The 23,924-nt window shown below is 64.0% G+C and carries 23 protein-coding genes; 8 read left to right on the top strand and 15 right to left on the bottom strand.

The window, feature by feature from the left end; all coding sequences use genetic code 11:
* Positions 1-183: 183 nt before the first annotated feature.
* The 11 genes from J0A91_RS15985 to J0A91_RS15935 all read right to left on the bottom strand — a co-directional run bounded on the left by J0A91_RS15985 (position 184) and on the right by J0A91_RS15935 (position 10,029).
* The gene (locus J0A91_RS15985; RefSeq protein ID WP_169833155.1) at positions 184-987 is read right to left on the bottom strand and encodes an alpha/beta fold hydrolase; all 804 of its coding nucleotides are present in this window, start codon (positions 985-987) and stop codon (positions 184-186) included.
* Between the two features lie 82 nt (positions 988-1,069).
* A complete protein-coding gene (locus tag J0A91_RS15980) occupies positions 1,070-1,936 on the bottom strand; it encodes a hypothetical protein (protein ID WP_169833154.1) in 867 nt (288 codons plus the stop codon).
* A 121-nt stretch (positions 1,937-2,057) separates the two neighbouring features.
* On the bottom strand, positions 2,058-2,495 hold the full coding sequence (locus tag J0A91_RS15975) for a hypothetical protein (RefSeq protein WP_069205740.1): 438 nt from the start codon (positions 2,493-2,495) through the stop codon (positions 2,058-2,060).
* 163 nt (positions 2,496-2,658) lie between these two features.
* Positions 2,659-3,804, bottom strand: a complete 1,146-nt coding sequence (locus J0A91_RS15970) for an alcohol dehydrogenase catalytic domain-containing protein (RefSeq protein ID WP_069205739.1) — start codon at positions 3,802-3,804, stop codon at positions 2,659-2,661.
* Between the two features lie 4 nt (positions 3,805-3,808).
* Positions 3,809-4,663, bottom strand: coding sequence for an isocitrate lyase/PEP mutase family protein (locus J0A91_RS15965; RefSeq protein ID WP_069207398.1), 855 nt, complete (start codon positions 4,661-4,663; stop codon positions 3,809-3,811).
* A 2-nt stretch (positions 4,664-4,665) separates the two neighbouring features.
* The gene (leuD, locus tag J0A91_RS15960) at positions 4,666-5,256 is read right to left on the bottom strand and encodes a 3-isopropylmalate dehydratase small subunit (RefSeq protein WP_069205738.1); all 591 of its coding nucleotides are present in this window, start codon (positions 5,254-5,256) and stop codon (positions 4,666-4,668) included.
* On the bottom strand, positions 5,253-6,626 hold the full coding sequence (gene leuC, locus J0A91_RS15955; RefSeq protein ID WP_069205737.1) for a 3-isopropylmalate dehydratase large subunit: 1,374 nt from the start codon (positions 6,624-6,626) through the stop codon (positions 5,253-5,255). The genes leuD (J0A91_RS15960) and leuC overlap by 4 nt, the downstream gene beginning before the upstream one ends.
* A 4-nt stretch (positions 6,627-6,630) precedes the next feature.
* Entirely contained in the window at positions 6,631-7,557 is a 927-nt protein-coding gene (locus tag J0A91_RS15950) for a polysaccharide deacetylase family protein (RefSeq protein ID WP_069205736.1), read from the bottom strand.
* A complete protein-coding gene (locus tag J0A91_RS15945) occupies positions 7,554-8,456 on the bottom strand; it encodes a polysaccharide deacetylase family protein (RefSeq protein WP_069205735.1) in 903 nt (300 codons plus the stop codon). The genes J0A91_RS15950 and J0A91_RS15945 overlap by 4 nt, the downstream gene beginning before the upstream one ends.
* Positions 8,456-9,136, bottom strand: a complete 681-nt coding sequence (locus J0A91_RS15940; RefSeq protein ID WP_206365058.1) for an isochorismatase family protein — start codon at positions 9,134-9,136, stop codon at positions 8,456-8,458. Before J0A91_RS15940 ends, J0A91_RS15945 begins: the two co-directional genes overlap by 1 nt.
* Entirely contained in the window at positions 9,133-10,029 is an 897-nt protein-coding gene (locus J0A91_RS15935) for a hydroxymethylglutaryl-CoA lyase (RefSeq protein ID WP_240502043.1), read from the bottom strand. Before J0A91_RS15935 ends, J0A91_RS15940 begins: the two co-directional genes overlap by 4 nt.
* 141 nt (positions 10,030-10,170) lie before the next feature.
* Here J0A91_RS15935 and J0A91_RS15930 point away from each other — a divergent pair, with 141 nt between their 5' ends.
* The 7 genes from J0A91_RS15930 to J0A91_RS15900 all read left to right on the top strand — a co-directional run bounded on the left by J0A91_RS15930 (position 10,171) and on the right by J0A91_RS15900 (position 16,792).
* Positions 10,171-11,382, top strand: a complete 1,212-nt coding sequence (locus J0A91_RS15930) for a CaiB/BaiF CoA transferase family protein (protein WP_069205733.1) — start codon at positions 10,171-10,173, stop codon at positions 11,380-11,382.
* A 1-nt stretch (position 11,383) separates the two neighbouring features.
* Positions 11,384-12,856: a 3-isopropylmalate dehydratase large subunit gene (locus tag J0A91_RS15925; protein WP_083224712.1), complete on the top strand. Its 1,473-nt coding sequence runs from the start codon at positions 11,384-11,386 to the stop codon at positions 12,854-12,856.
* Positions 12,853-13,467 carry a 3-isopropylmalate dehydratase small subunit gene (gene leuD / locus J0A91_RS15920; protein ID WP_069205732.1) on the top strand — a complete coding sequence of 205 codons (615 nt, stop codon included), beginning with the start codon at positions 12,853-12,855 and terminating at the stop codon, positions 13,465-13,467. The genes J0A91_RS15925 and leuD (J0A91_RS15920) overlap by 4 nt, the downstream gene beginning before the upstream one ends.
* A 158-nt stretch (positions 13,468-13,625) precedes the next feature.
* Entirely contained in the window at positions 13,626-14,477 is an 852-nt protein-coding gene (locus tag J0A91_RS15915; protein ID WP_240502042.1) for a VOC family protein, read from the top strand.
* A gap of 35 nt (positions 14,478-14,512) precedes the next feature.
* A complete protein-coding gene (locus tag J0A91_RS15910; RefSeq protein ID WP_069205730.1) occupies positions 14,513-15,361 on the top strand; it encodes an alpha/beta fold hydrolase in 849 nt (282 codons plus the stop codon).
* A gap of 11 nt (positions 15,362-15,372) precedes the next feature.
* Positions 15,373-16,032 carry a hypothetical protein gene (locus tag J0A91_RS15905; RefSeq protein WP_083224711.1) on the top strand — a complete coding sequence of 220 codons (660 nt, stop codon included), beginning with the start codon at positions 15,373-15,375 and terminating at the stop codon, positions 16,030-16,032.
* A 34-nt stretch (positions 16,033-16,066) separates the two neighbouring features.
* Entirely contained in the window at positions 16,067-16,792 is a 726-nt protein-coding gene (locus J0A91_RS15900; RefSeq protein ID WP_240502041.1) for a DUF3108 domain-containing protein, read from the top strand.
* A 97-nt stretch (positions 16,793-16,889) separates the two neighbouring features.
* Here the strand turns inward: J0A91_RS15900 and J0A91_RS15895 are convergent, their stop codons facing one another.
* Genes J0A91_RS15895 through J0A91_RS15880 form a run of 4 tightly spaced genes read right to left on the bottom strand, consistent with a single transcriptional unit; the run spans position 16,890 to position 22,405 of the window.
* The gene (locus J0A91_RS15895) at positions 16,890-17,705 is read right to left on the bottom strand and encodes a cupin domain-containing protein (protein ID WP_069205729.1); all 816 of its coding nucleotides are present in this window, start codon (positions 17,703-17,705) and stop codon (positions 16,890-16,892) included.
* A gap of 4 nt (positions 17,706-17,709) precedes the next feature.
* Positions 17,710-19,308 (bottom strand): FAD-binding oxidoreductase, encoded by a 1,599-nt coding sequence (locus tag J0A91_RS15890; RefSeq protein ID WP_069205728.1) that lies wholly within the window; start codon positions 19,306-19,308, stop codon positions 17,710-17,712.
* Positions 19,305-20,651 carry an MFS transporter gene (locus tag J0A91_RS15885; RefSeq protein WP_069205727.1) on the bottom strand — a complete coding sequence of 449 codons (1,347 nt, stop codon included), beginning with the start codon at positions 20,649-20,651 and terminating at the stop codon, positions 19,305-19,307. The genes J0A91_RS15890 and J0A91_RS15885 overlap by 4 nt, the downstream gene beginning before the upstream one ends.
* Positions 20,648-22,405: an alpha/beta hydrolase gene (locus J0A91_RS15880; RefSeq protein ID WP_150126939.1), complete on the bottom strand. Its 1,758-nt coding sequence runs from the start codon at positions 22,403-22,405 to the stop codon at positions 20,648-20,650. The genes J0A91_RS15885 and J0A91_RS15880 overlap by 4 nt, the downstream gene beginning before the upstream one ends.
* A gap of 124 nt (positions 22,406-22,529) precedes the next feature.
* Between J0A91_RS15880 and J0A91_RS15875 the strand changes: the two genes are divergently transcribed.
* Positions 22,530-23,810: an MFS transporter gene (locus J0A91_RS15875; RefSeq protein WP_069205725.1), complete on the top strand. Its 1,281-nt coding sequence runs from the start codon at positions 22,530-22,532 to the stop codon at positions 23,808-23,810.
* Positions 23,811-23,924: the final 114 nt, after the last annotated feature.

Here is a 23,924-nt window from a genome sequence, read left to right as displayed (position 1 = left end):
TCATGCAATTGTCATAAAGCGACACAGTTTGAAACCTTTAATTGGGGCTGGTCCGCGCTCAAACGAACGGAGGTGATCCGCGGCCGACGTGGCGAGCTTTTCGCTCTCAAGCAGCGCCGACCTGCCGATCCGTGGCGGGCAACAGAATGGTCGTCGCTGCCGAGCGGTTCTTCCACCGTCACCCTAGGCAGTCGTATTTAGAAAGCCACGCACCAGCGCCACTGCTTCCCCAGTTGAAGCATCGAGAAAGCCATGACCCCATTCCGGCTTGTCGACGATATGGCCATTGACCATCAAGGCCGCGGCTCGTGGCGTGTACTGAACCAGATCATCGTTCGGATTGATGACCATGATCGGCTGTCGGACTTCGGGCAGGCCCATGTCGGGTTGGTGATTGAACGCGGCGCGATGCCCGTACCAAGCGCGGTTGCGGCCGAGCAGGCCGTCGGGAAACATGTCGGCGACCGCATCGAGGTCAAGGCCACGGCCCAGGTTGTGGTGCAGGTAGCCGCGCCACCGCTTCATCAGGTGCTCGCCATCCAGGCTTGGTACGATGCGGGCGTAGAGCGTCCGCATCTCCTCGCGCTCCTGATCATTCAGCAAAGGCGCTGATACGAGTACGACGCGTCGGATCTGTTGCGGGCGCATCCTGGCCAGGTCGCAGGAGATCAGCGATCCCGTGTGATAGCCCATCAGATCGACCGGCCCATCGATGCCCAGCGCATCAATGACGGCGGCCATGGCACGCGCGTAGTCGGCGATCTCGGGTAGTTCTTCCGGTGTATCGGACATCCCGAAGCCTGGCGTGTCCACTGCGACCGCCAGCCTGTCTTCGCCCATCTCAGCGATGAACTTGGCGAAGATGCGCCCGCTCATCGGGCTCATGTGGAAGCAGAACAGGGGCGGGTGCTCGGACTGTTGCCCAGCAACACGGATATGCATCTGTCCAAAGGGTCCATCCACATAGCTTCGACGAACAGCAACCATGAGGCCTCCTATTTGATATGATATTGTGATGTAACGATTGCTCGGACGGCGAGCGCAAGGGCACAGCCGAAGACAAAGCCGACTATCCCGAGATTTGCTCGATCGCCTGGTACCAAGCGCCATTGGATCCCTGGACCGTCGCAAGCACCGACGCCCCAAATCCCGGCACGTCCACGTTGACCGTCGTGCCTCCCGCAGCCGTGGCGACGGCGCCGGCGTCGCGCACGCGGACGGTCGCACCCAGCAATCCTCGGCGCGGTGGACGTGCGGCCGCGTGCAGTGACTGCTGCGAGCCTGCGGGAAGCCCATAGTCGATCACGCCGAAGTAGGGGGCGCTTTTGCGGGTGCCGACGTTCCAGGCCCGTAGTCGTAACTGGGTCGCGCTTCCGACCATCGCGTCGAAGCTGGCGTCCTCCAGCCCGTATTGGTGGATCACCCCCAGCCCGAGGACACGATCGAAGAAGGCCAATGTCGCGGCGGCATCTTGCACAGGACCCGAGATGCTTTGCGGTTCGCTTACCAGCCGGTCGCGCACGGTCGCGAGGTCGGTGAACAGAGCCGGATCGCCGGAGATCAGCGCGCAGACCACGCCGTCCGGACCCCATAGATGGGCTTCCTGATAGCGGCCTTCCGGCGTGTCATAATCGGCGGTCTCAGGCTTGAACATGAAGCCGGCGCGCTCGATCGACGCCCGGGCGGCGGGAAGGTCGGGCGCGTAGAAGTCTATGACCTTGAGTGCATCGCAATCCGAACCGCGAGACGGGTCGCGAATTTGATCGCCGCCAGCCGGATCGAACCGGACGAGCCGAACACCGAATGGCGTACCCGCGGTCGCAAGCGTCACCTCGCTCGATTCGTGCGAGTTGATGCCCCATATAGCCCGCGTCTCTTCGACAGATCGCTCGCTTCGCGCCACTTCTTCAAGCCCGAAGGCCGCGAACAGCGCCACATGCGCGTCGAGATCGTTCGTGGAAATTATCGGGCCGTGGATCGAGAGCGTCTCGGGCCGGATCGTGTCATTCGTCACCATGTTCGAAAGCTCTGCCATTAGCTCATCGGGGAAAGGTCGGTCAGGCGTCAGCGCGCTTTTCGCGAGCAAGCGTAACCTTGAACAGCCGGTCGTCGCGAAACCAATGCCAGGTGCGAGCCCGGCTCATGCCATCGGGGCTGACCTGGATCATCTCACAGACGCGGAGCGAAGGATCGCTTGCGTACGTGAAGTTGAGGTAGACCGTCTGTTCGTCCAATTCGTTCATCCACCCGACCAGCCGTTCGCGCCATTCCAGGCGATCGTTGCGGTAGTCGGCGAGCGGTTCGATCTGGCTCTCGCGTCCATCCCTCCAGCGGTTGTGGATTCGCAGGCGAAAGTCGGCCGCGCCGTCCGCTGGAAACTCGGAGTCGGTTTCGACCTCGTGCTCGTCGACAAGGCCACCGGTCGGGTCGAGATGGGTGTACGTACCGATCCATCGGCCCGATCCTCGGGCAAGCACGGGAAAGCGTTGGGCCATGTCTGTCATTCGTCCATCTCCTGCTGGCCTCGGTGCGGGACAGGTTAATATGGCTTAACAATAAGTCAAATGAACTCCTTCACAGCGCCCTGTGTCGGAGCGCGGCGCCCCTTCGCCCAACTGGCAGATGAAGGGCTCCTCCTGAGGCGGGGCCGAGCCTTGATCAGCCGGTCGCGTCGATTCCGTCCGGCACCATGACTTGCCGGATCGCACTGCCGTCCGCCATGAGGTCGAGCAAGGTGTTGATCCGCGACATCGGACTGATGGAGGTGAGCAGCTTCTCGACCGGCAAGCGGCCGCTGCGCCACATGGCGATATAACGTGGGATGTCGCGCGATGGGATCGCCGAGCCCATGTACGAGCCGATCAGCGTCTTTCCTTCGGCGACCAGCGAAACTGCGGGGATGTCGAATGTCTCGGACGGGTTGGGCAGACCGACCGTGACGATCCGCCCCCCGCGGCGCGCTGCGGCATAGGCGGCCTTGAGCACGGCGGCCTTGCCGACCGTCTCGATGACGACGTCCGCTCCGCTTTCGGGGAAGATCGAGGCGAGCTCCGCTGCGTTCGCCGGATCGATCGCGACCGCGCCCAGTTCTGTCGCTAGCGCGCGCTTGTCGGCGGAGGGATCGATCGCTGCGAGTATGCCAGCGCCCGACGCCCTTGCCGCCAGCAGGGCGGAAAGGCCGACGCCGCCCAAGCCATAGATTAGCACATTCTCGCCCGGCCGGACGCCGGCGCTGTTCACTACCGCGCCGGCGCCAGTCAGCACAGCACAGCCGAACAAGGCGGCGATCTGTGCGGGAATGTCCTTGTCGACCTTCACGGCGGAGCGCCGGTCCACGACGACGTGGCTGGCGAAAGCCGAGACGCCGAGATGATGGTGCACATCGTTGCCGCAGGAATCGTGCAGGCGGCGTCCACCGTTCAGCAGGCGCCCCTCGCCATTCGCCTTCGCGCCCTCCGAGCACATGAACGGTTCGCCCGCTTTGCAGCGGATGCATTCACCACAGGATGGCAGAAACGCGAGGATCACGCGATCTCCAACGGCAAAGCCCTGATCTTCACGCGAGCCCAGTGCCTCCACGATCCCGGTGGCCTCGTGGCCCAACGCCATCGGCATCGGGCGAGGGCGGTCGCCATTGATGACCGACAGGTCGGAGTGGCATAGGCCGGCTGCATCGATGCGGATCAGCAGCTCGCCGGCACGCGGCGGGTCGAGCGTGAGCGTGGTCAGCTTGAGCGGGCCATTGGTCGCATAAGGACGCGGGTTGTCGCCGGAACGCTCGAGAACGGCTGCGGTGATTTCCATCGGATCAGCGCGCCCATTTCTTTTCGAAATCCCAGACTTCCTGGAAGCCGATCAGGCCGCAGAACTCCTTGAAGTCGAACATTGGCATGTCGGCAGGCTCGCCGTCGCCTTGGTCGCGCAGCTTGATGAACGCGGTCTCGATCGCCGATGCGGCGATCAGGCTGGAGAGTGAGGGATAGATCGCAAAGGCATAGCCGATGTCCCTAAGCGCATCGCCCGTCAGGATCGGCGTGGAGCCGCCGTTCGCCATGTTGGCCATCACCGGCTTGTCGAAGGTGGAGCAGGCGAGGCGCATCTCCTCCTCGCTCTCCATCGCTTCGGGAAACAGGACGTCGGCGCCGGCTTTCGAATAAGCCTCGAGCCGGCGCAGCACCGCGTCCATCCCCTCGACCTGGCGCGCATCGGTGCGGGCGATGATCAGCATGTCTTTGCGCGTTTCGGCGGCCACTTTGATCTTTTCGACCATGTCCTCGACCGGGATCACCTTGCGCCCGGGGGTGTGGCCGCACTTCTTGGGGAATTCCTGGTCCTCGATCTGGATGGCCGAGACGCCTGCCGCCTCGTAGCCGCGGACGGTGTGCTGGACATTGAGCAGGCCGCCAAAGCCGGTGTCGGCATCCGCGATCAGCGCGGCCTTGCTGGTCTTGAGGATGGTGGCGTGGCGGTCCAGCATCTGCGTGTAGGACACCAGTCCCGCATCGGGCATGCCGTAGGCCGACGCGGTCAGCCAGTAGCCGGTGCCATATACCACGTCGAAACCAACGCGGTCGGCGATCACGGCGGTGATCATGTCGTGGATGCCGGGCACCACGAAAAAGTCTTTGGTGGCGAGTTTGTCGATCAGGCGGGTGTCGGCCATCGTCATTTCCTTGTCGTCCAGAGCCATGGCGCTGCGCATTGCTGCACCGCCTCAAACGCGGTCACATCCTCGGCGTGCAGGGCGAGGATGCGGGTGGTATCGTTCCAGCCGTTCAGCAGCGTTTCGCGCTGGCTGTCGGGCACGGTGAAGGGAATCGCAGTGCCAGCCCCGGTGATGGTGCGGGAGACGAGATCGACGGTGATAGTCGCTCCGTTTTCAGCACTGGCGCGCACCGCCTCGACTTCGGCAGGAGCGAGCCGGATCGGCAGCATGCCGTTGCGAAAGCAATTGTTGGCGAAGATATCGCCGAAGCTCTCCGCGATGATCACACGAATGCCCAAATCGCCAATCGCCCACGGCGCCTGCTCGCGACTGGAGCCGCAGCCGAAGTTTGGCCCGGCCACCAGGATCGGGCGGTCCTCGTCCTCACGGATCGGGAAGTCAGGGCCGTCGCGGCGGTCGGCGAAGGCGTAGCGGCCGAGACCCTTCTTCTCGGTGATCAGGAGGAAGCGCGCCGGATAGATGATGTCGGTGTCGATGTCAGCGTCGGGCAGCGAGATCGCCTGTCCTGTGACCTGGCTCATGGCTTTCATACCAAGACCTCGCGAACGTCAACGATACGGCCCGCGATGGCGGCAGCCGCTACCATCGCCGGGCTCATCAGGTGGGTGCGGGCGCCCACGCCCTGGCGCCCCTCAAAGTTGCGGTTCGAGGTCGACGCGCAGCGCGCGCCGGGAGGGAGGCGGTCGTCGTTCATGGCCACGCACAGCGAGCAACCGGGCTCGCGCCACTCGAAACCGGCTTGCGTGAACAGCGTGTCGAGGCCCTCGGCCTCGGCCTGCGCCTTAACGCGCATGGAACCGGGCACGACGAGCGCGCGGACGCCGGGCGCCACATGTCCGCCGCGAATGACCGCGGCGGCGGAGCGCAAGTCCTCGATCCGTCCGTTGGTGCAGCTCCCGATGAAAGCGTGATCGATGCCGAGGCCTTCGATCAGGTCACCGGCATGCACGTCCATGTAGCGCATCGCCTTGGCCAACTTGTCCCCGCCTGGCAGCGAGCCGCCGATCGGCATGACCTGATCGGGGCTGGTGCCAAAGGTGACTTGCGGGGCGATCTCGCTGGCGTCGATCACGATCTCCCGGTCGAACTTGGCGTCGGCATCGGATGGCAACGCACGCCACGCCGCGACGGCCTGCTCCCAAGCCAAACCTCGCGGCGCGCGCGAACGCCCGTGCACGTAGGCGAAGGTCTTCGCGTCCGGCGCGACAAGCCCGGTGCGGGCGCCCGCTTCGATGGTCATGTTGCACACGGTCATGCGCCCTTCCATCGAGAGCGCCTCGACCGCCTCGCCAGCATATTCCACCGCATAGCCGGTAGCGCCCGACGCACCGACGATGCCGACGAAGGCGAGTGCCATATCCTTGGCCGATACGCCCGGCTGCAGTTTGCCCGTGAACGTGACGCGCAGAGTCCTCGCTTTCGCCTGCCACAGCGTCTGGGTTGCCATGACGGTGCCGCACTCGGACGCACCGACCCCAAAGGCGAGCGCGCCGAACGCGCCGTGCGTGGAGGTATGGCTGTCCCCGCACACCAGCGTAATGCCGGGCAGGGTGAAGCCCTGTTCCGGGCCGATCACGTGGACGATGCCCTGGTCTTCACCGGCAAGCGCGAGGTACTCGATCCCAAAATGCGCGCAGTTGCGCTCCAGCAAGGCGATCTGCGCTGCAGCCTGCGGGTCGGCGATAGCGCCGCCGCGATCGTGCGTGGGCACGGAATGGTCTGCGACGGCCAACTGCGTGTCGGGGCGGCGCACTTGCAGGCCATCCTCCCGCAAGGCTTGGAAGCTCTGCGGTGTGCTGACTTCGTGCAGCAGGTGCCGGTCGATATAGAGCAGCGCCTTGTCGCCGGCTTCCGCTACGACGTGCGCGTCCCACAGCTTTTCGTAGAGCGTCCACGGCATCGGTTCAGTCCAACTGCGGGCCAGCGGCGGCGGCGATCTCGGCCCCGGTCGCGAAGCCGTGGCCTGGCTGGTCGGCAAGCCAGGCAAGCAGGTTTTCAAATTCGGCCATGCGATAGGGCAGGCCGGTGATATATGGCGTGAGGTTGAGCGTCAGCATCCGGCCGCCGTGACTCTCCGCCTCGCGGCTCAGCCAAGCATAAGCATCCTTCATCTGCTCGCGATAGCTCGCCATGGATTGCTGCTGGACGTTCAGGATCTGCCGGTCCGACAACTCATGATTGAGCGGCAGGTTGAGGATCGGGCCGCTCGGCGTGGTCATGCGATACGGCAGATCGTCGTTTACCCAGTCGCACATGTAGGTGAGGCCGGCTTCCGCCAGCAGCGCAGGCGTGTTGAACGATTGCGAGCGGGCGATCGATAGCCAGCCGGTGGGACGGGTGCCCGAAGCGGTTTCGATCCCGTTCAGCGAAGCCGCGATCAGAGCGCGTTCCTCGTCCTCCGGCAGGCCAGAGGCGATGGTGCCGTTCATGTCGGTCGAGTGTGCGATGATCTCGTGGCCGGCGGCGAGCACGTCTGCGATAAGGGCCGGATAGCGCGCGGCTAAAGTGGCATTCGCGGCCACGCTGACCTTTGCGCCGACGCTCGCCAGCGCATCCAGCAGGCGATAGATGCCAACGCGGTTGCCGTAATCGCGCGAGGTGTAGTGGCGATAGTCGGGATATGCCGTCTGCATGTGGCCCGGCGCGCGAAAGGGCTTGTCGGCGGGCGTGATCGGAAACCACTCGAGATCGATCACGATCCAGGTGAGCACCTTGCGGCCGCCGGGCCAGACGATCGCCTTGCGCTCGAATAGATTGGACCAAGGGTAGAGGTCGTGGTCCATGCCTTGCCGGCGCTTGGCATATTCGAGGTAGCTGGGGTCCAGAGTCATGCCGCGCCCCCTGTGCGTTCGGGATAGTGGTCCAGGTAATGGTCGGCGATGTCACCGCTGCGGGTGATCCAGGCGCGTCCATCGGCGGCGATATGGCGCAGCACCTCCTCGAACGGCCCGATCCGGTGCGGCTGGCCGATCAGGTAGCTGTGAAGCGGAATGCACATCACCGTGCCGGATTGCGCGCCTTCAGCGGCGAGGCGTTCGTACTGCTCGATCAGCGTGCGGGCGTACTCGCGCGGGCTCATGTTATAGATGAAGAAGCCGTAATGGTCGTTCACCTCGAGGCTGTAGGGCATCGAAATCAATTGGCCGGCCTTGGTAGCGACCGGCATCGGCTGGTCATCGTGGTAGAGATCGCAAGTGTAGCTCAGGCCGTATTCGGCAATGAGGTCCAGCGTGCGGGTCGTGTGGGTGAGGGCGGGGGCCAGCCAGCCCTTGATCGTCTGGCCGGTGGCATCGCGAACCGTCCGGATCGAATCCTCGATGATGGCGCGTTCCTGCGCCTCGTCCATGCCGTAGCTGTAGCGGGTGTTGTAGATGCCGTGGCTGAAGAACTCCCAGCCGCGCGCGTTGGCGTCCGCCACCACTTCGGGAACGTGTTGGCACAGCGCGACGGAAAGAGAGACCGACCCCGGGAAGCCGTGCTTGCTCATCACATCCGCCATCCGCCAATGTCCGACGCGGTTAGCATAGTCGCGATGGGCATAGCCGACCACGTCCGGGTGGGGCTTGCCCCAGCTCTTGCGATGGGGGTTGCCGGGTGGATCGAGCTCGTAGAACTCCAGGTTCGGTGAGACCCAGACCGCAACGGACTTGCCGCCCGGCCACGCGATCTTGGGCCGACCGCGATACGCGCGATAATCGTAGAGCCCCGGGTCCGCCTCGCCCTCGCGCATCACTGCGCCTCCAGCCAGTCGATCACGGTCTGCACCGGCTCGACATCGGCGTATTTGATCTGGAGGTCGGTCAGATTGCCGAAGTGATAGCTTTCGTGCTTGTCGGCGCAGGTCTCGATCGGAACGATGGTGCGATAACCGCGCGAGAGGCTATCGACGGCGGTGGCCCGCACGCAGCCCGAAGTGCTGCCCCCGGTCACGACCACGGTGTCCACACCGTGAAAGATCAGCAGCGATTGCAGCGGCGTCTCGAAAAAAGCGGACGGCATGCGCTTGTTGTACTGCGCGTCCCTGGGACCGATCTCGCAGCGGTCATCGTACTCGTGTCGGCGGCTCCCGTACTTTATATTCTGCAGGCTGTCGGGCGTGTCGGTGCGTGTGCCCCACACGCCGCAGTCCGAGCCGTCCTCGGCATAGGCGACACGGGTCCAGATCACGGGCATGCCCTTGGCGCGGGCGAGCGCGGAAATGGTGTTGGTATATTCGATCTGGCGCGGGTCGGTCTCGTAAGCGGTTTTGAACTCATCGATGGCAGTGTAGGCCTTCTGGAAGTCGACGTTCACAATCGCGAGCTTCCGGCCGAAGCCGAACTTCACGCGGTTGGGATTGGCGGTGACTTCCTCGAATAGCTGACGCGCCGTCTTGTCTTCGCGGATCATCCTGGTTCCGATCAAAGTCACGCCCATGCTCCTTGTTTGATGTCGGTGTTTTGCGTCGTCGATACGAACCCCAGCGGCAAGCCCGCGAGCGGGGTAAAGCCGTAGAGCGGCTCGTCGCCCAGCGTCTTCTGCACGAATTCCCGCACCGCGATGAGCTTGTCCAGATCGACACCGGTGCGCACGCCCATAGCCTCGAACATGAAGACGAGATCCTCCGTCACGATGTTGCCGCTGGCCCCCGGCGCGAAGGGACAGCCACCGAGCCCACCGAGCGAACTGTCGAACGTGGTCAGTCCGGCATCGAACGCGGCCAGCACGTTGGCGAGACCAAGCCCGCGCGTATTGTGCACGTGAATGCCGGTCAGCGCGTCCCCGCCCACCGCGCTCCAGATCGCGGCGATCATCGATTTGACGGAAGCCGGATCGGCATAGCCGGTGGTGTCGGCCAGCCCAACTTCGTCGCAACCTGCCGCCATCAAGGCTTCGGCGAGTTCGACGACCTTGGCTTGGGGGACCACGCCCTCGATCGTGCAACCGAAGGCGGTGGAGAGGCTGCCCTCGAAATGTGGACGCCGGCCTTCCGGCAAATCGCGGATGGCGGCGGCGATCAGCCTCGCGTCTTCGATCACCTGCGCGTGGGTGCGGCGCAGGTTTGCGAGGCTGTGAGATTCGCTGCAGGACAGCGGCAGCGTGATCTTGTGCGCCCCCGCTGCGATCGCGTCCGTCGCGCCGCGCGCGTTGGGCACCAACGCAGCTACCGTCAGTCCCGGAATACGCGCGGAGTAGGCAACGACTTCAGCGGTATCTGCCAACTGCGGGAGCAACTTGGCGGGAACGAAGCTGCCGACCTCGACCTCGGTCAGGCCTGCGGCCCAGGCCATGTCTATCCAAATTTTCTTGGCGGCGGTCGGCATGATCCGGTCGATGCTCTGCAACCCGTCGCGCGGCCCCACTTCACTGATCAAGACGTCCATGCACCGACATTCCTGTTGATCTCATTTGTATTGTCTATATATCAATTTAAACCGAAGTGTCGAGACGACTGGAGCGAACTTTTGCAGCAGCCGACGGAAAATCCTCCCCTCGCGGGGGTGCGCGTGGTGGAGTTCAGCCACATGGTGATGGGGCCGTCCACCGGCGCGATCCTGGCTGACCTTGGCGCAGACGTGATCAAGGTGGAGCCACTGGGCGGCGACCGCACGCGCCAGTTGCTCGGTTCGGGGTCGGGTTATTTCCCGATGTTCAACCGCAACAAGCGCAGCATCTGCATCGACCTCAAGAGCGAAGACGGGCTCGCGACGGCGAAGCGGCTGGTCGACGGCGCCGACGTTGTGGTCGAGAACTTCCGGCCCGGCGCGCTCGACAAGCTCGGCCTGGGGCCGGAAGCGTTCAAGGCCAGCAATCCCGGGCTGATCTATCACAGCGCGAAGGGGTTTTTGTCCGGACCCTACGAGCATCGTGCTGCGCTCGACGAAGTGGCGCAGATGATGGGCGGCCTTGCCTACATGACCGGCCCAACCGGGCGGCCTCTGCGCGCCGGCGCGTCGGTGATCGACATCACCGGCGGCATGTTCGGCGTGATCGGCATCCTGGCGGCGCTGCATCAGCGCAAGACCACGGGTGAGGGCGCGACCGTGCGCTCCTCGCTATTCGAGACCAGCGCGTACATGGTCGGCCAGCACATGGCGCAGATGGCGGTCACCGGCAGCGCTGCACGGCCGATGCCGGAACGGGTCTCAGCCTGGGCGATCTACGATGTGTTCGAAACCGCGATTGAAGGCGAACTGCTGTTCGTCGGCGTCGTCAGTGACGGCCAGTGGGACGCTTTCAGAAAGGCATTCGATCTCGGCGAGATCGGCAGCGACCCGAAATATGCCAAGAACAATGACCGCGTGCAGGCGCGTGATATGATCGTGCCGCTCGTGCGTAAGATCATGGGGGCCGAGCCGCGCGCGGATCTGCTGGTGAAGCTGGAAGCCGCCGGCGTCGCCTTCGCGCCGATCACACGGCCCGAAGATCTGTTCGACGATGCACATCTCAACGCCAACGGTTCGCTGGTCGATCTCACCCTGAACGACGGGCGCAGCGTGCGCCTGCCGGTGACGCCGATCGAGATGAACGGGGCGCTGCCCGGCGTGCGGCATGACTTGCCCCATCCGGGCGGGGACAGCGAGCAGATTCTCGAGGATTTCGGCTTCGGCGATGCCGAGATTGCGGCGCTGGTAAAGTCCAATGCGGTCGCGAGCACGCGGATGACGGCAAGCTGAGATGATCGAGGGAACAAGCACGGCGCTTGCGCTGGAGCAGGTCGGCGACGGCCATCGCGAAGCCAGAACCCTGGCTGGGATGCTGTGGGAGGAACACGTCGTCGTATCGCTCGACAGCGACACCGACTTGCTCGCCATCGATCGCCTGATGCTGCACGAACGCACCGGCGGCGTCGCGCTCAAGAGTCTGGACGAAGCGGGCCGGAACGTGCTCGCGCCGGGTCAGGTGTTCGCGACGATGGACCATATCGTCGATACGTTCCCCGGCCGAAGCGACAAGACGCTGATGCCCACCGGCACCGCGTTTCTCACCGCCATGCGTGAGGGCGCTCATCGGCACGGCATCACCCTGTTCGACTTGCATGATGCGCGTCAGGGCATCGTCCATGTGATTTCGCCGGAACAGGGAATCGTTCTGCCCGGCGTGACGCTGGTCTGCCCGGACAGTCATACGTGCACGCAAGGCGCGTTCGGCGCGCTGGCCTGGGGCATCGGCTCGACCGAGGCGGAACATGCGCTTGCGACGATGACGCTGCGCGCCGAGCGCCCGCTCGACATGCGCATCACCATCGATGGTGCGCTGGGTCGTGGCGTCACCGCCAAGGATCTGGCGTTGCAGATCATCAGCCGGCTCGGCTCGGGCGGCGCCAAGGGCTACATCGTCGAGTTCGCCGGTTCCGCCGTGCGCGGGCTCGACATGGAAGCGCGCATGACCCTGTGCAACATGGCGACCGAACTGGCCGCCTTCGGCGCGATCATCGCGCCGGACGAGGTCACGTTCGCGTACCTCGAAGGCCGGCCGTTCGCGCCTGCCGGTGCGCAGTGGGATGCGGCTCTGGCTGCCTGGCGGCGCCTGTCATCGGACGATGACGCGGCCTTCGCCGTCGAGCATCGTTTCGATGCCGCCGACGTGGCGCCGATGATCAGTTGGGGCACCAGCCCGCAGCACGCCATCCCGCTGAACGCGACCGTGCCGACGGCGCTGTCCTTGCAGGGCAGCGTCGGTCAGGCGGACTACGACCGCGCGCTGGCCTACATGGCGTTGTCGCCGGACATGCCGCTGCTCGGCCTGCCCATCGACGCGGCGTTCATCGGCAGTTGCACCAACAGCCGAATCTCCGACTTGCGCCGCGCGGCGACGATTCTCAAAGGCCGCCGTGTCGCGCCGGGTCTGCGCGCGATTTGCGTGCCGGGCTCGACCCAGGTCAAGGCCGCCGCCGAAGCCGAAGGGCTGGACCGGATCTTCCGCGATGCCGGGTTCGAATGGCGTGAGGCGGGCTGCTCGATGTGCTTCTTCGCGGGCGGCGAAAGCTTCGGAGCGCAGCAACGTGTCGTCAGCTCCACCAACCGCAATTTTGAGAGCCGTCAGGGACCGGGCACGCGCACGCATCTCGCCTCGCCCGAGACCGTCGCCGCATCCGCCATCGCCGGTCGCATCGCGGACCCGCGGGTGATCGACGGGACCGAGGCGTGACGCCGCTCGTCGCCCTGCAAGCGAAGGCGGTGCCGCTCATACGCGACAACGTCGATACCGACGCGATCATCCCCTCACGCGAGATGACATCGGTGTCCAAGACCGGGCTTGCCGACGGCCTGTTCGCCGGTTGGCGCTATGTCGCGCCCGGCAGCCGCACGCCCGACCCGGCATTCGTGCTGAACGATACGCGGTTCGTAGATGCGCAGATCCTGATCTCCGGCGCGAACTTCGGCTGCGGTTCGAGCCGCGAACATGCGGTGTGGGCACTGGCTGAATATGGCTTCCGCGTAGTGGTGGCGCCATCGTTCAGTCCTATCTTCCGAGCCAATTGCATCCGCAACGGCATCGCCCCGGTCTCGCTTCGCGGAGAGGCCGTCGACCAACTTGCGGCGGCGGCGGAGCGGGGTGAAAGTCTGGCCATCGATCTTGAGGCGATGACCGTTTCGGCTGGTGCGACCTGCTTCAGCTTCACTCTGGAGGCCGAAGCGCGCACGATGCTCATGGAAGGTCTCGACGCGGTTGAACTGACGCTGAAGCGCAGAGCCGAGATTGTCGCCTTTCGTGAGGCCGACGCGGTTAAACGACCTTGGGTTTACATAGAAAAATGAGCGAGAGCGCATAAATGGACTTGCTTATTGTTATATAACTAGGTCAAATAAGATCAGGGTCAGGCGCATCGTCGCAGGCTTATGACAACCAGAAAGAGGGGCAGGCCGTGACACTCCTGAGGTGCGCGACGCATATCGTTGCCGATCTCGATGCCGCCGTGGCGCGGTATGCGCGCTGGCTGGACTATAGCCTGGTCGAGCAAGGCGAGGTGCCCACCGATCTTGCATTGGCCTGGGGCGCACCGGCCAGCGCCGACCGACGGTATGCGGTGATGCAGCCTTCCTCCGGCACTCCGGTGTTCCTGCGCTTCATCGAAGGCGATCCTGTCGGCGATTATCTTCCGATCCGCACCTATGGTTGGGCCGCGATCGAGATCTGCGTGCAGGACGTGGAAGCGGTGAACGAACGTATGGTCGCATCCGGCGACTTCGAAGTCATCGGCCCGCCGAAGCCACTCGATGGCTTTCCCAACGTCAAACCAATGCAAGTGCGCGGGCCGGATCTGGAAACGGTCTATCTCACCGAGATCCGCGTCGACGATCCGTCCGCCGGTCTGCCTCGACCCAAGTCTTTGATCGATCGGCCCTTCATCCTCGTGCTCGCGTGCCCGGATCTTGCGAAGACGGCGGCGTGGATGGCGGAGGTGCTGGCGCTGGAAGTCAGCGATCAGGTAGCGATCCGCTACTCGATGATCTCGCTCGCGTTTGGCTTGCCCGCGGACGACAAGCATGCGCTGGTCACCGCCAAGTGGCAGGGGCAGGTCTTGCTCGAGGCGGATCAGTATCCCGAAGGCACGACGACGCGACCCCGCCACCTGGGCGCGCTGCCGCCAGGCGTCTCGATCGTCTCAATCGTCCATCCCGATCTCGCGCGGCTGGAAGGCCACTGGGCGTCTCCACCGGTCGTGCGCGACGGGCCGCTTTATGCCGGCGCTCGCGTCGGTGTGCTGCACACGCCCGAAGGCGCGCTACTTGAAGTCATCGAAGGGGAGCCGCTCGCCTGGGGCTGAGCCCGGCCGCCTCGCAGCAACAAGGACAATATTATATGACTCAAGTGGTTGAAGTGAAACGCGGCTTCGTCGATCTGCCGCACGGACAGACGCATTATCGCACAGCGGGATCCGGTCCGGCCTTGCTGGCGATCCACGCCTCGCCGGGAAGTTCGCGTCAGCTGCTCGGTCTGATCCGCGATCTCGCCGACGGTGCGACCGTCTATGCGCCTGATACGCCCGGCAATGGTGACAGTACCGCGCTGTTCGATCGCGAACCGACGATCCAGGAGCTTGCCGAGGCAGAACTGCGCTTCATGGATGTGATGGGCCTCGACAAGGTCGATCTTTACGGCTCGCACACCGGCGCCGCGATCGCGGGTGAGCTCGCTATTCTCGCGCCCGATCGTATCAACAAGGTCGTGTTCGACGGGTTGAGCTGGCTGACGCCGGACGAGCTGGAAGACATCCTCGCCAATTACGCCTTCCCGTTCGTTCCCGATCAGGATGGCAGCTATCTGGTGCGTCTGTTCCAGTTCTGCCGCGACCAGTATCTGTTCTTTCCCTGGTACAAGCACGTACGGGCGAACCGCCGCGACGGTAGCCTAGGCAGCCCGCAGGACCTGCATGCGTGGGCGCTGGAAGTCATGAAGGCCAGCGAGACGTACCACCTGAACTACCGCGCCGCCTTCAAGTATGACGCCAAGCCGCGTCTGCCACTGATCACGGTTCCGGCGCTGGCGATAGCGGGCGAGAACGATCCCTTGTTCGACATCACCGCCGAGTTGACGAAGCTGATCCCGAACGCCCGTTTCGAAGGCATGCCACGTTTCGACGCGCCTACCTTCGGGGCGGATCGGAAAGCCAAGATCACGGGCTTCTTCGCTCAGACCGTCGCTGCCTGAGGAGCGCCTGCGTGGATATCAGCCTCTCCCTGCTCACATTGCTGCACATCCTGATCCCGGTCTACTGGCTCGGTGGGGATTTGGGCGCCTTCTATGGCTCCACTTTCATGACCGATCCGAAGCGGACCGTCGGTGAGCGGATGATGGCGCTCAAGATCCTCAACAACATCGACATGGCGCCACGCACGACTCTGATCCTGGCCCTCCCCACCGGCTTAGCGCTGGCCTGGGCGAAGGGTTGGCTCGACGTACCGGGCATCGCCGTTGCCGCGGTCACCGTGGGCTTCCTTGCCTGGTTGGTGCTCGCTTGGGTGGTACACCTTCAACATGGCAGCGGCGCCGGCTTCAAGAAGCTGGACATCACCGTCCGCTATGTCGTTCTCACCGCGCTTGCGGTGGCCGGTCTGGGCGGCCTTGTCGGCACGTTCGCAATTCCCTTCTTCATCGCGCTCAAGCTGTGCATCCTGGCTTGCTGCGTCACGCTTGGCCTGATCGTGCGCAAACAGCTGGTGCCGCTGTTCGGTGCCATCCGCGTGATGACCAGTACCGGGCCGACGCCGGAATCCGACGCGACCATCGCTGCCGTGAACAGCCGTGCCCGAATCTCGGTGCTGACGATCTGGGCCCTGGTCCTACTGGCCAGTTTTCTGGGCATCGCGACACCAACCTGAAGCTTTCAGGCCTAACTTCAAAGGAGAGCCACGCATGACCGGAATGGTGCACAAGACGATAACCGGCAAGATCCTCTACACATCCAAGAAGCCGGGCCGCGAAGGGCATGAACGCGGCCGCGAATACTTCACCTGGACCAAGCACACCGATGGCAGCCGCACCTTGCGCGCGCTGTGCGAGATCGACGAGCCCGAGCCAACGGTGCTGCGTGACATCACCTATAGCCTCGATGCCAACGACATGCCGACGGATTGCTTCGTGCGTCTGATGATCGGCGACAAGTTCATGGGCGCAGGGTTGTTCCGCATCACCCCCGACATGGTGGAATGCGAGAGTTTCGGCCCGCTGATCGGCCGTGTCTCGCAAAAAATGCCGGTCGGCGGTGACTTTGATGGCTTCGGTACACACCCGATCGCGGGCGATGCATACATCACCAAGAAGATCGACAAGACCAAGGGCGCGCATGACCGCAAGTTCCGCACGTTCCTGCCGTCGCCCGATCATCGCGGCGCGACCCCGCCGTTGATCGCGGAGACGAACATCTACCTCGGCTATGTCGGGGACGAAACGATAACGGTGGCCGCCGGCACCTTCGAAGCCTCGCACTACCGCTTCACCGATCCACATGGCGACATGGCCGGCGGTCACCCCGACTATGACGTGTGGGTCACCGCCGACGATGACGCGATCTTCCTGCAAGGCGGCGTCGCTGGCTACATGCAGACCTGGTACGAGCTGGTTGAGCTGGAGCGCCGCTAAGACACCTTAGAGGGATTTCCTTTTGGAACCCCTCTAACACTCAGCCCGACCCGGGCGCTGTTTTCAGCAAGCCGGGTCGGGTTTGGGTGTCGCGAACTTAGAAGGCGGGGGGCGCCTTGTATTCGCGAGTCCAGCTTTCTGGCGTGCCGTCGGGGATTTTGGGCGCGTAAGTCTGGCCGATCGGCAGCGGCACCGGATTCGTCCAGGTCGTGCGTACGTAATTCGCACCCGCCCGCATGATCTGGAAGAAGCCGCCGACCGATACGTGGGGGCCGTGCACAATCTCGGGCGGGCGATAGAAGTAAGCGCCCGGTCGGATTAGGCCCTCGGGCGTCCACATCTCGCCTTGCAGCATGAACATTTCTTCGAAGTGATCGTGGATTTCCGCCGGCATCTCCTTGTGAGCGGGCATGCCGTGCGGCAATCCAAGCAGCAGGAAGGTGCGAGAGCTGTCGTTTGGACCGAGGCGCAGCACCTTGCGGGTAAGCCGAAGGTGCGCGATCCGATCATCGCTCGGCCGCATGTCCCAGGGCGCGTCCAGGGCGTCCACAACCAGGGCTTCAGAGACGCCGATCACGCTGTTTGGATCGCTGCGGCCATACCGGAACACGATCATCGTGGCTCCGGCTTCGCTCGCGCGCGTTCCGGCGCTCTCGCCGCGCGGGGTGAAGCCATAGGCGTGGTATCCGCGCACCAGTCCGCCAATGGTGATGCTGCCGTCCAGAACGAAATATTCCTCGGCTCGGTCCTCTGGTCCGAGATCATCCCGCGTGAAACCGGCCGGGTAGCGGATGAGGAAGGTTTCCTCATCATCCTGCGCGTCCCAATTGAGCCGCTTGATCTGCGTGCCGTCGCGCTGGTCCTGCCAGTCGACGTTCTGTGTCTGGACGAATTCAATGTGCGGACGTGCCATCGCTTCAGGCTCCCAGGCCGAGCGCGCCGGGATTGACGCGATTTTCAGGGTCAATCACGTGCTTGATACCCTGCAGCAAGGCGCGCGCTTCGGGTCGCAGGATGTCGGCATAGTGATACGTGCGGCCGATCTGGTTGGATTGTGCGCCGAACGACGCGAACAGTTCCACGATCTCGCTCCGCACTTCGATCACCAGGGATCGCGCCTCGGGGTTGGCGACGGGCTCCGCGACTGTCGCCTTCACTTGCGCACTGATCGCTGCGTGATGGCCCGGAAGCCAGGTATCGTGCCAGTTGAACACTGGCTCGTAGCTAAAGACATGGTTGCCGATCACCGTGAGCAGGCGCGACACCACCACCCCGCGCGCATCCAGTTCCGACTGATGTCGGGCGATCAGACTCTCCACCGCGTCGACGAGCGGCTTCGCATCGCTGTGCGCGACCTTTGCGTTGAGCGCGACCCAGCGATCGCCCGTCGCGCCGATGACCGCGTCGAGCTGCGAATAGGGATCGGCCCGCCCCGCCTTGGGGATGGAGTTGGGCAGTTCCTTGCCCCCAGAGGGCGCGATAATTGCGCGGGCCAAAGCCATGTCGCCTTCCACCGCTTCGCGGGTGCGACCGGCCAGCACCATGTGCAGCGAATAGCAGCCGTCCTCGATGAAATCGCGGCCTGCCATCGCCAACTGCGCTCCGGCACGCAGGCTGCGCAGCAGGCCCTTTTCCTGCGATACCACCTTCATGAGCGTCTTGGCGTCCTTGACCCAATCGCTCGGAGCGGAGAGCGCCGCGCGCGTCTTGTCCGGGTCCATCATGTAGCAGTCTTCGGCCAGTTCCGAGCGGCCAATCTCGCACAAGGCTTCGACGGCCGCGTCGCGATCTTGAAAGCCGAACGAGAGATAATCGGTGTGCGCGGGCGCGCGCATCATACGCAAAGTCACGACGCCCTTGATGCCCAGTGCTCCGGCGTCGTGCGTGAACAGTCCGGTTGTATCCGGCCCGAAGGTGCGCGTGAACGAACGCCTGGCGGTTTGGATCGCGGTCTGTCCGGTATGCAGGATCGAGCCGTCCGCGAGCACGACCTGCATGCCCAGCACGATCTCCGCGGAGGTACCATAGCGCGCTGTGCCGAGGAACAGCGCTCCGTTCGACAGTCCGCCGCCGACCGTCGCGCCGCGCCCGGAAAACGTGCCGAAGAACGGTAGGCGCAGCCCGCGTGGCTTGAGGGCGTCGTAGATCTGCATCCAGGTGACGCCAGCCTCGACCGTAATCAGCAGATCCTGCTCGTCGATCTCCAGAATGCGGTTCATCCGGCGCACGTCGACCGCTATCGCGCCGTCTGTCTGGCTCACATAGCCTTGCACGTATGTCAGCCCGCCGCCGCGCGGCATCAGGGCGAGCCCGGCATGTGCGATCTCCGCGACCGCGGCGCTCAGTTCCTCGATCGAGGCGGGGCGGATGACGGCGGCGACCCTGCCGCCTGCGCCGAACAGGTCGGCGCTATGGAGAGTGCGGCTCTCGTCGTCGCTCAGGAAGCCCCCGGGGCCCAGGATGTTCGCGAGCCTGTCCTGCAGCACCTCGCGGGCGGTCGTCGAGGTGTCGTTCATGCAGCTTCCCTTTCAAGGTTGGCCTGCGCCGCCGCGCGGAACGCGGCGCGCCCCGACATGAGGATGATCATCGACGTCACGCCGCAGGCGAAAAAGACCGTGCCCAGCGACCAGGCGATGCCGCTCGGTTGGGTGAACACGGTATCGGAGAGGAACCCGACCGCAAAGTTGCCGGCCGTCAGGGCCAGCAAACCGGACAGGATGTTGTGCAATGCCATGACTTGTCCGCGCAACTCATTGGGCACGATCGCGGAGATCCCGGAGTACACGCCCGAGATGTTCCAGTTCACGAACAGGGCGTTCAGGCCATAGCCTATCAGCGCCAGAATCGCCGATGGCACGATGCAGGCGAAGGTGCCGAACACGACCATCGACAGCGCACAGCAGATCGCCGCGATCATCGGCGCGTCCTTGTGCCCGCGCTTGGTGAGCCAGGAGATCACCCAGCCGCTGTTGATCGCCGCGAAGATACTGATGGGCATGCCTACGGCGCCGAGCAGCCAGCCGGTCTGCGCCGGCCCCCAGCCGTGAACCCGGATGAACAGCGCGGGGAACCAGCCGATGATGGCATAGACGCATACGAGGTTGAGCACCGTGCCGACCATCAAGGTCACGAAAGCGCGCGGGTGCTCGCGGAGGAGTTGCAGGATTGGCCTGAGGCTGATCGGCGGCGTCGTCGCGCTCGCGCCGTGGCGCTTGGGTTCGCGCACCGTCAGGATGATGACGAGAGCCAGCAGCAGACCCGGCGTGCCGCACAAGATGAAGACGATCTGCCAGGGTGCCATACCCGCGAAAGCGGCGTAATCGGCGATCAACACTTCGGCTATGACGAGGAACAGGCCCGACAGCGTCAAGGCGGCGGCGGTGCCGAGCGAACTGCCGGTCACGAATACGCCATAGGCTTTTGGCCGCACATAGGGATCGAAGTAATCCGCGATGAGCGAGGCCGCGCATGGGACCAGCGCCGCCTCGCCAACGCCAACCAGCATGCGGGCTATGAACAAGTGACCAAAAGTATTCGCGAAAGCACAGCCGATCGTCGCCGCGCTCCACAGGCACAGGCCGGTGGCGAGTAGTGGCACGCGCCGCGATCGATCGCACCAGATGCCCAGCGGCAGCCCCAGAACGCTGTAGAACAGGCTGAACGCCATGCCTTGCAACAGGCCGAATTGGGTGTCGTTGATGTGCAGCGTGGCCTGGAGGGGTACGATCAGCAGGCCGATCGACACCCGATCGAGGATTGCCAGCGCATAGGCCAGCGTGAGCAGCGAGACGATGTACCAGGCGTACTTGCGCGCCGGCCAGATGTGCCCCTGCGCTATGATCGGTGCGGTGGCCTTCATGCCACCGCCTCCGCGACGTGAGCGTCTTTAGAGAGGAAGTGGGTCACGATCTGCACCGTGTCCGTCAGGTTGGCCGGCCTCTCTTCCAGGCTCGCTCGCGGTAGCCTCGCGGCGAGGTTTGTCGCTCCCGCATACCCTCGATCTCCGAGGCGATGCAGGAGGAGCGCGTTTTGGGGAAAGGCGGGATAGCGGGCCTCTTCATCCGATTGGAGCGCAGCGCGGGCGCAATCGCCATACCGCTCCGGTTGCTTGAGGACGCCAAGCAGGGCGTCGTGCAGCGGTCGTGCGGCAAGGATCGGCGCCAATCCTCGCGCCGCGTCGGCGCTGCCGTCGTGCCACGGCCAAGCGGCCTCACCATCGCGCAGCATGTGCCAGGTTCGGTGGATGTGGCCGCCTCCTCGATCGAATGGGAACACGGGGGCGACTTGCTCGGCCAGAGTTCGGGCCTCCTGCTCATCAAGGCTGTAGCAGCCGTCGAGTATGACGCGTGCGATCGCGCCGGGATAGCGGCGCGCCAAGGTGCAGCCCAGCGGCGTGGCGAAGCCGATCGCCAGCAGGTCGACTTGCGCATAGCCAAGCTGTTCCAGCATCGCGGCAAGGGCGTCCGTCGCGGCTTCAAGGGTCGGCGAGGGCAGGGGATCGGATTCTCCGAAGCCAGGAAGTTCGGGCACGAGGGTGGAACGATCCGGCGATCCCGCTTGCCAGGCAAGTGCCTGCAACGTCGTGGGAGCGGAGAGAATCAGAAGCGGCCGATCGCCCGGCGGGCCGCTGCGATGCACACGCATCCGGCCGTGGGGAAGATCGACGTAGATTGCTCCGGTAGTCGGCTGCGCCGGCAGCGGCGGCGCTGGAGACATGTTCTCCACGGCAGACGCGAGCGTGTTCTCCAGCCAAGCCAGCCATGTGGCGAGATCGGGGGGAAGCCGCTTGACCGCAAGCGCTGTGTTCTCCGCCACCGGCACTCGATCGAGGCTAGCATACAGGACGTCATCGGACCGCGCCGCGACGAGCACGGGCGAGGTGACCCGCATGAGCGAGGGCATCGGATCGTACCGCATCGCGGCAGCATAAGCCGACGAATAGTTCGGCCCGGCGGATAGGAAATCGATCATGTACGCGCTGATCCAGGCGTCTGTCGGTTGCGCGGTTGGCATGCGCGTCTGCGGCGACGGAGCAAACCACGGAAACCAGCGCACCATGTCGCGCATGCGGGTCCACTCGGCGGCGAGATACGCCCCGGCTTCATCAAGCAAGAACGGGCGCATGTATGCGGAAATGAAAGCTGGGTCGGTGCGAGCGACCGGGATCGATAGCCCATCAAGGATGAGGCAGCCCGTTTGTGCCGTTCCGGTGCGCTTAGCCTCGTGTTCCCCGTAGCTATTTGCCCGGCTTGCGGCATACTCAAGCGCGATTTTGGCGCTGGTGTGCGTGGCATAGATGGGAGCACCCTCGATCCCCAGCGCTCGGATAACGGCGTCCAGCGCAGTGGCGAAGTCCGCGATGGTCGGATCGGCGGACCCTAGCGGCTCCGAATTGCCGTAACCTGGTGTGTCGAGTGCATAGACGCGAAAGTGGCGAGAAAGGGCATGCATCGTTGCCAGATGGAGCCGCGAGGACCTTGGCGAATCGTGCAGCATGATCACTGCGGGGCCGTCGCCGATCACACGATAGTGGATCGCGCGTCCATCTGCCTCGAGATAGCGGCGCGCCACCTCTTGAGGGTGTTCAGGGGCGGTGGAACTACGGTCGTCCATGAACACGCTCCGTGCGATCGGCTCGCATACTCCAATCAGAGCTTGCGTCCTGACAATTGATATACTCTTATAACTTATCGTGCGGCAACACCGACCGCTTGTCCAGCCCCCGGAGTGACCTTTGATGACGAGCCAGGTTTTAGGTGGACACCCGTATTCTCAACCGCGTGAGACACCGCGCGGCTGGCTTGTCGTGCTGGCGGCTATGGTCGGGGTGGCGGTAGGGCTGAGCCCGGTGCCTTTTTACACCATCGGCATGTTCGCGCCGGAGCTGTCTAAGGCGTTCGGGTGGTCCTTCGCCGCGATGATGGGCAGCATCGGCGTACAATCCGCAGTGGTGATGGTATCCGGCCCATTGGCAGGATTCGCCGTGGACCGGTGGGGCCCGCGTCGGGTCGCGATCGTATCGCTGCTGTTGTTCGGCCTGTGCTTCATGAGCCTGGCGCTGAGCAATGGCTCGTTGCTGCTCTATTACGCACAATGGGGCGTAATGTCCGTGCTGGGCGCCGGGACACTTTCGGCCGCATGGACGCGCGTGGTGAACGGATGGTTTGACAAGAACCGGGGCCTCGCGCTCGGGTTCGCGAGTACCGGAACGGGACTCACTGGTTTTTTGATCAAGCCGTTCACCGCCTGGATCATCACCGACTATGGCTGGCGCGCGGCGTTCGTGGCGGTCGGGTTGCTCCCGATTTTGATTGGCGTTCCGATAATCCTGCTGCTCTTCCATGAAAGGCGAGGTCTTGCGGCGACGGTCGGCTCGAACGAGGCCGCCGAGGTTGAGGAATATGGCCTCACTCTGATGCAGGCATTACGCAGTCGCAGGTTCTGGATTTTGGCTGCCGCGTTTTTCCTGATCGCTTTTGCGTTGACCGCTCCGACCCCGAACCTGGAAAATATCCTCAAGTCGTTCCACTTCGAACTGGCGCAGATCGGACGTATCACCGCCAGCTTTGGCCTTGCGGTGATCGCCGGACGAATTGTCGGCGGTTGGATGCTGGATCGCATCTGGGCGCCGGCCTGCGCCTTTGTCATCCTTCTCGTACCCGCATTGGGCAGCTGGCTGTTGGCGGGCGACACGCTCAGCGGCCAGGCCGCCCTGGCCGCCGTGCTGTGCATCGGCTTCGGCGCGGGATTTGAATTTGACCTGCTGGCGTATTTGATCAGCCGATACTTCGGGCAACGAAATTACGGCATGATCTACGGCTGCTTCTACACGGTAATCGCGTTCGGGGGCGGCTTGGGACCGGTGGTGTACGGCTATGCCTTCGACAGCACTGGCACGTATGGAACCGCGTTGCTGATCGGTGTCGCGTGCGTGCTGACAGGATCTGTCTTGCTGCTTCTGCTCGGCGCCTACCCGGTATTTACGGCCGCTGACGCGGCAAATCCGCAACAATCCTAAGAGCCGATTTGGCGGATGCTCGATCGCACTTGACACATGCCCCGATTCATATGACCTAATGTCATAACAATAAGTCATATAAGTGACGTTGGCGCCGAACGCAGCGGTGGGACG

Source organism: Sphingomonas panacis, assembly GCF_001717955.1.
GTDB lineage: Bacteria > Pseudomonadota > Alphaproteobacteria > Sphingomonadales > Sphingomonadaceae > Sphingomonas > Sphingomonas panacis.
The sequence above is the reverse complement of the archived record's forward strand: the minus strand, read 5'-3'. Positions and strand labels throughout refer to the sequence as shown.

Bases quoted from the DNA above. Each gene is read 5' to 3' on its own strand.
- J0A91_RS15985 (WP_169833155.1), bottom strand. From the start codon at position 987: ATGGTTGCTGTTCGTCGAAGCTATGTGGATGGACCCTTTGGACAGATG.
- J0A91_RS15975 (WP_069205740.1), bottom strand. From the start codon at position 2,495: ATGGCCCAACGCTTTCCCGTGCTTGCCCGAGGATCGGGCCGATGGATC.
- J0A91_RS15970 (WP_069205739.1), bottom strand. From the start codon at position 3,804: ATGGAAATCACCGCAGCCGTTCTCGAGCGTTCCGGCGACAACCCGCGT.
- J0A91_RS15965 (WP_069207398.1), bottom strand. From the start codon at position 4,663: ATGGCCGACACCCGCCTGATCGACAAACTCGCCACCAAAGACTTTTTC.
- leuD (WP_069205738.1), bottom strand. From the start codon at position 5,256: ATGAAAGCCATGAGCCAGGTCACAGGACAGGCGATCTCGCTGCCCGAC.
- leuC (WP_069205737.1), bottom strand. From the start codon at position 6,626: ATGCCGTGGACGCTCTACGAAAAGCTGTGGGACGCGCACGTCGTAGCG.
- J0A91_RS15950 (WP_069205736.1), bottom strand. From the start codon at position 7,557: ATGACTCTGGACCCCAGCTACCTCGAATATGCCAAGCGCCGGCAAGGC.
- J0A91_RS15945 (WP_069205735.1), bottom strand. From the start codon at position 8,456: ATGCGCGAGGGCGAGGCGGACCCGGGGCTCTACGATTATCGCGCGTAT.
- J0A91_RS15935 (WP_240502043.1), bottom strand. From the start codon at position 10,029: ATGCCGACCGCCGCCAAGAAAATTTGGATAGACATGGCCTGGGCCGCA.
- J0A91_RS15925 (WP_083224712.1), top strand. From the start codon at position 11,384: ATGATCGAGGGAACAAGCACGGCGCTTGCGCTGGAGCAGGTCGGCGAC.
- J0A91_RS15910 (WP_069205730.1), top strand. From the start codon at position 14,513: ATGACTCAAGTGGTTGAAGTGAAACGCGGCTTCGTCGATCTGCCGCAC.
- J0A91_RS15900 (WP_240502041.1), top strand. From the start codon at position 16,067: ATGACCGGAATGGTGCACAAGACGATAACCGGCAAGATCCTCTACACA.
- J0A91_RS15895 (WP_069205729.1), bottom strand. From the start codon at position 17,705: ATGGCACGTCCGCACATTGAATTCGTCCAGACACAGAACGTCGACTGG.
- J0A91_RS15890 (WP_069205728.1), bottom strand. From the start codon at position 19,308: ATGAACGACACCTCGACGACCGCCCGCGAGGTGCTGCAGGACAGGCTC.
- J0A91_RS15885 (WP_069205727.1), bottom strand. From the start codon at position 20,651: ATGAAGGCCACCGCACCGATCATAGCGCAGGGGCACATCTGGCCGGCG.
- J0A91_RS15880 (WP_150126939.1), bottom strand. From the start codon at position 22,405: ATGGACGACCGTAGTTCCACCGCCCCTGAACACCCTCAAGAGGTGGCG.
- J0A91_RS15875 (WP_069205725.1), top strand. From the start codon at position 22,530: ATGACGAGCCAGGTTTTAGGTGGACACCCGTATTCTCAACCGCGTGAG.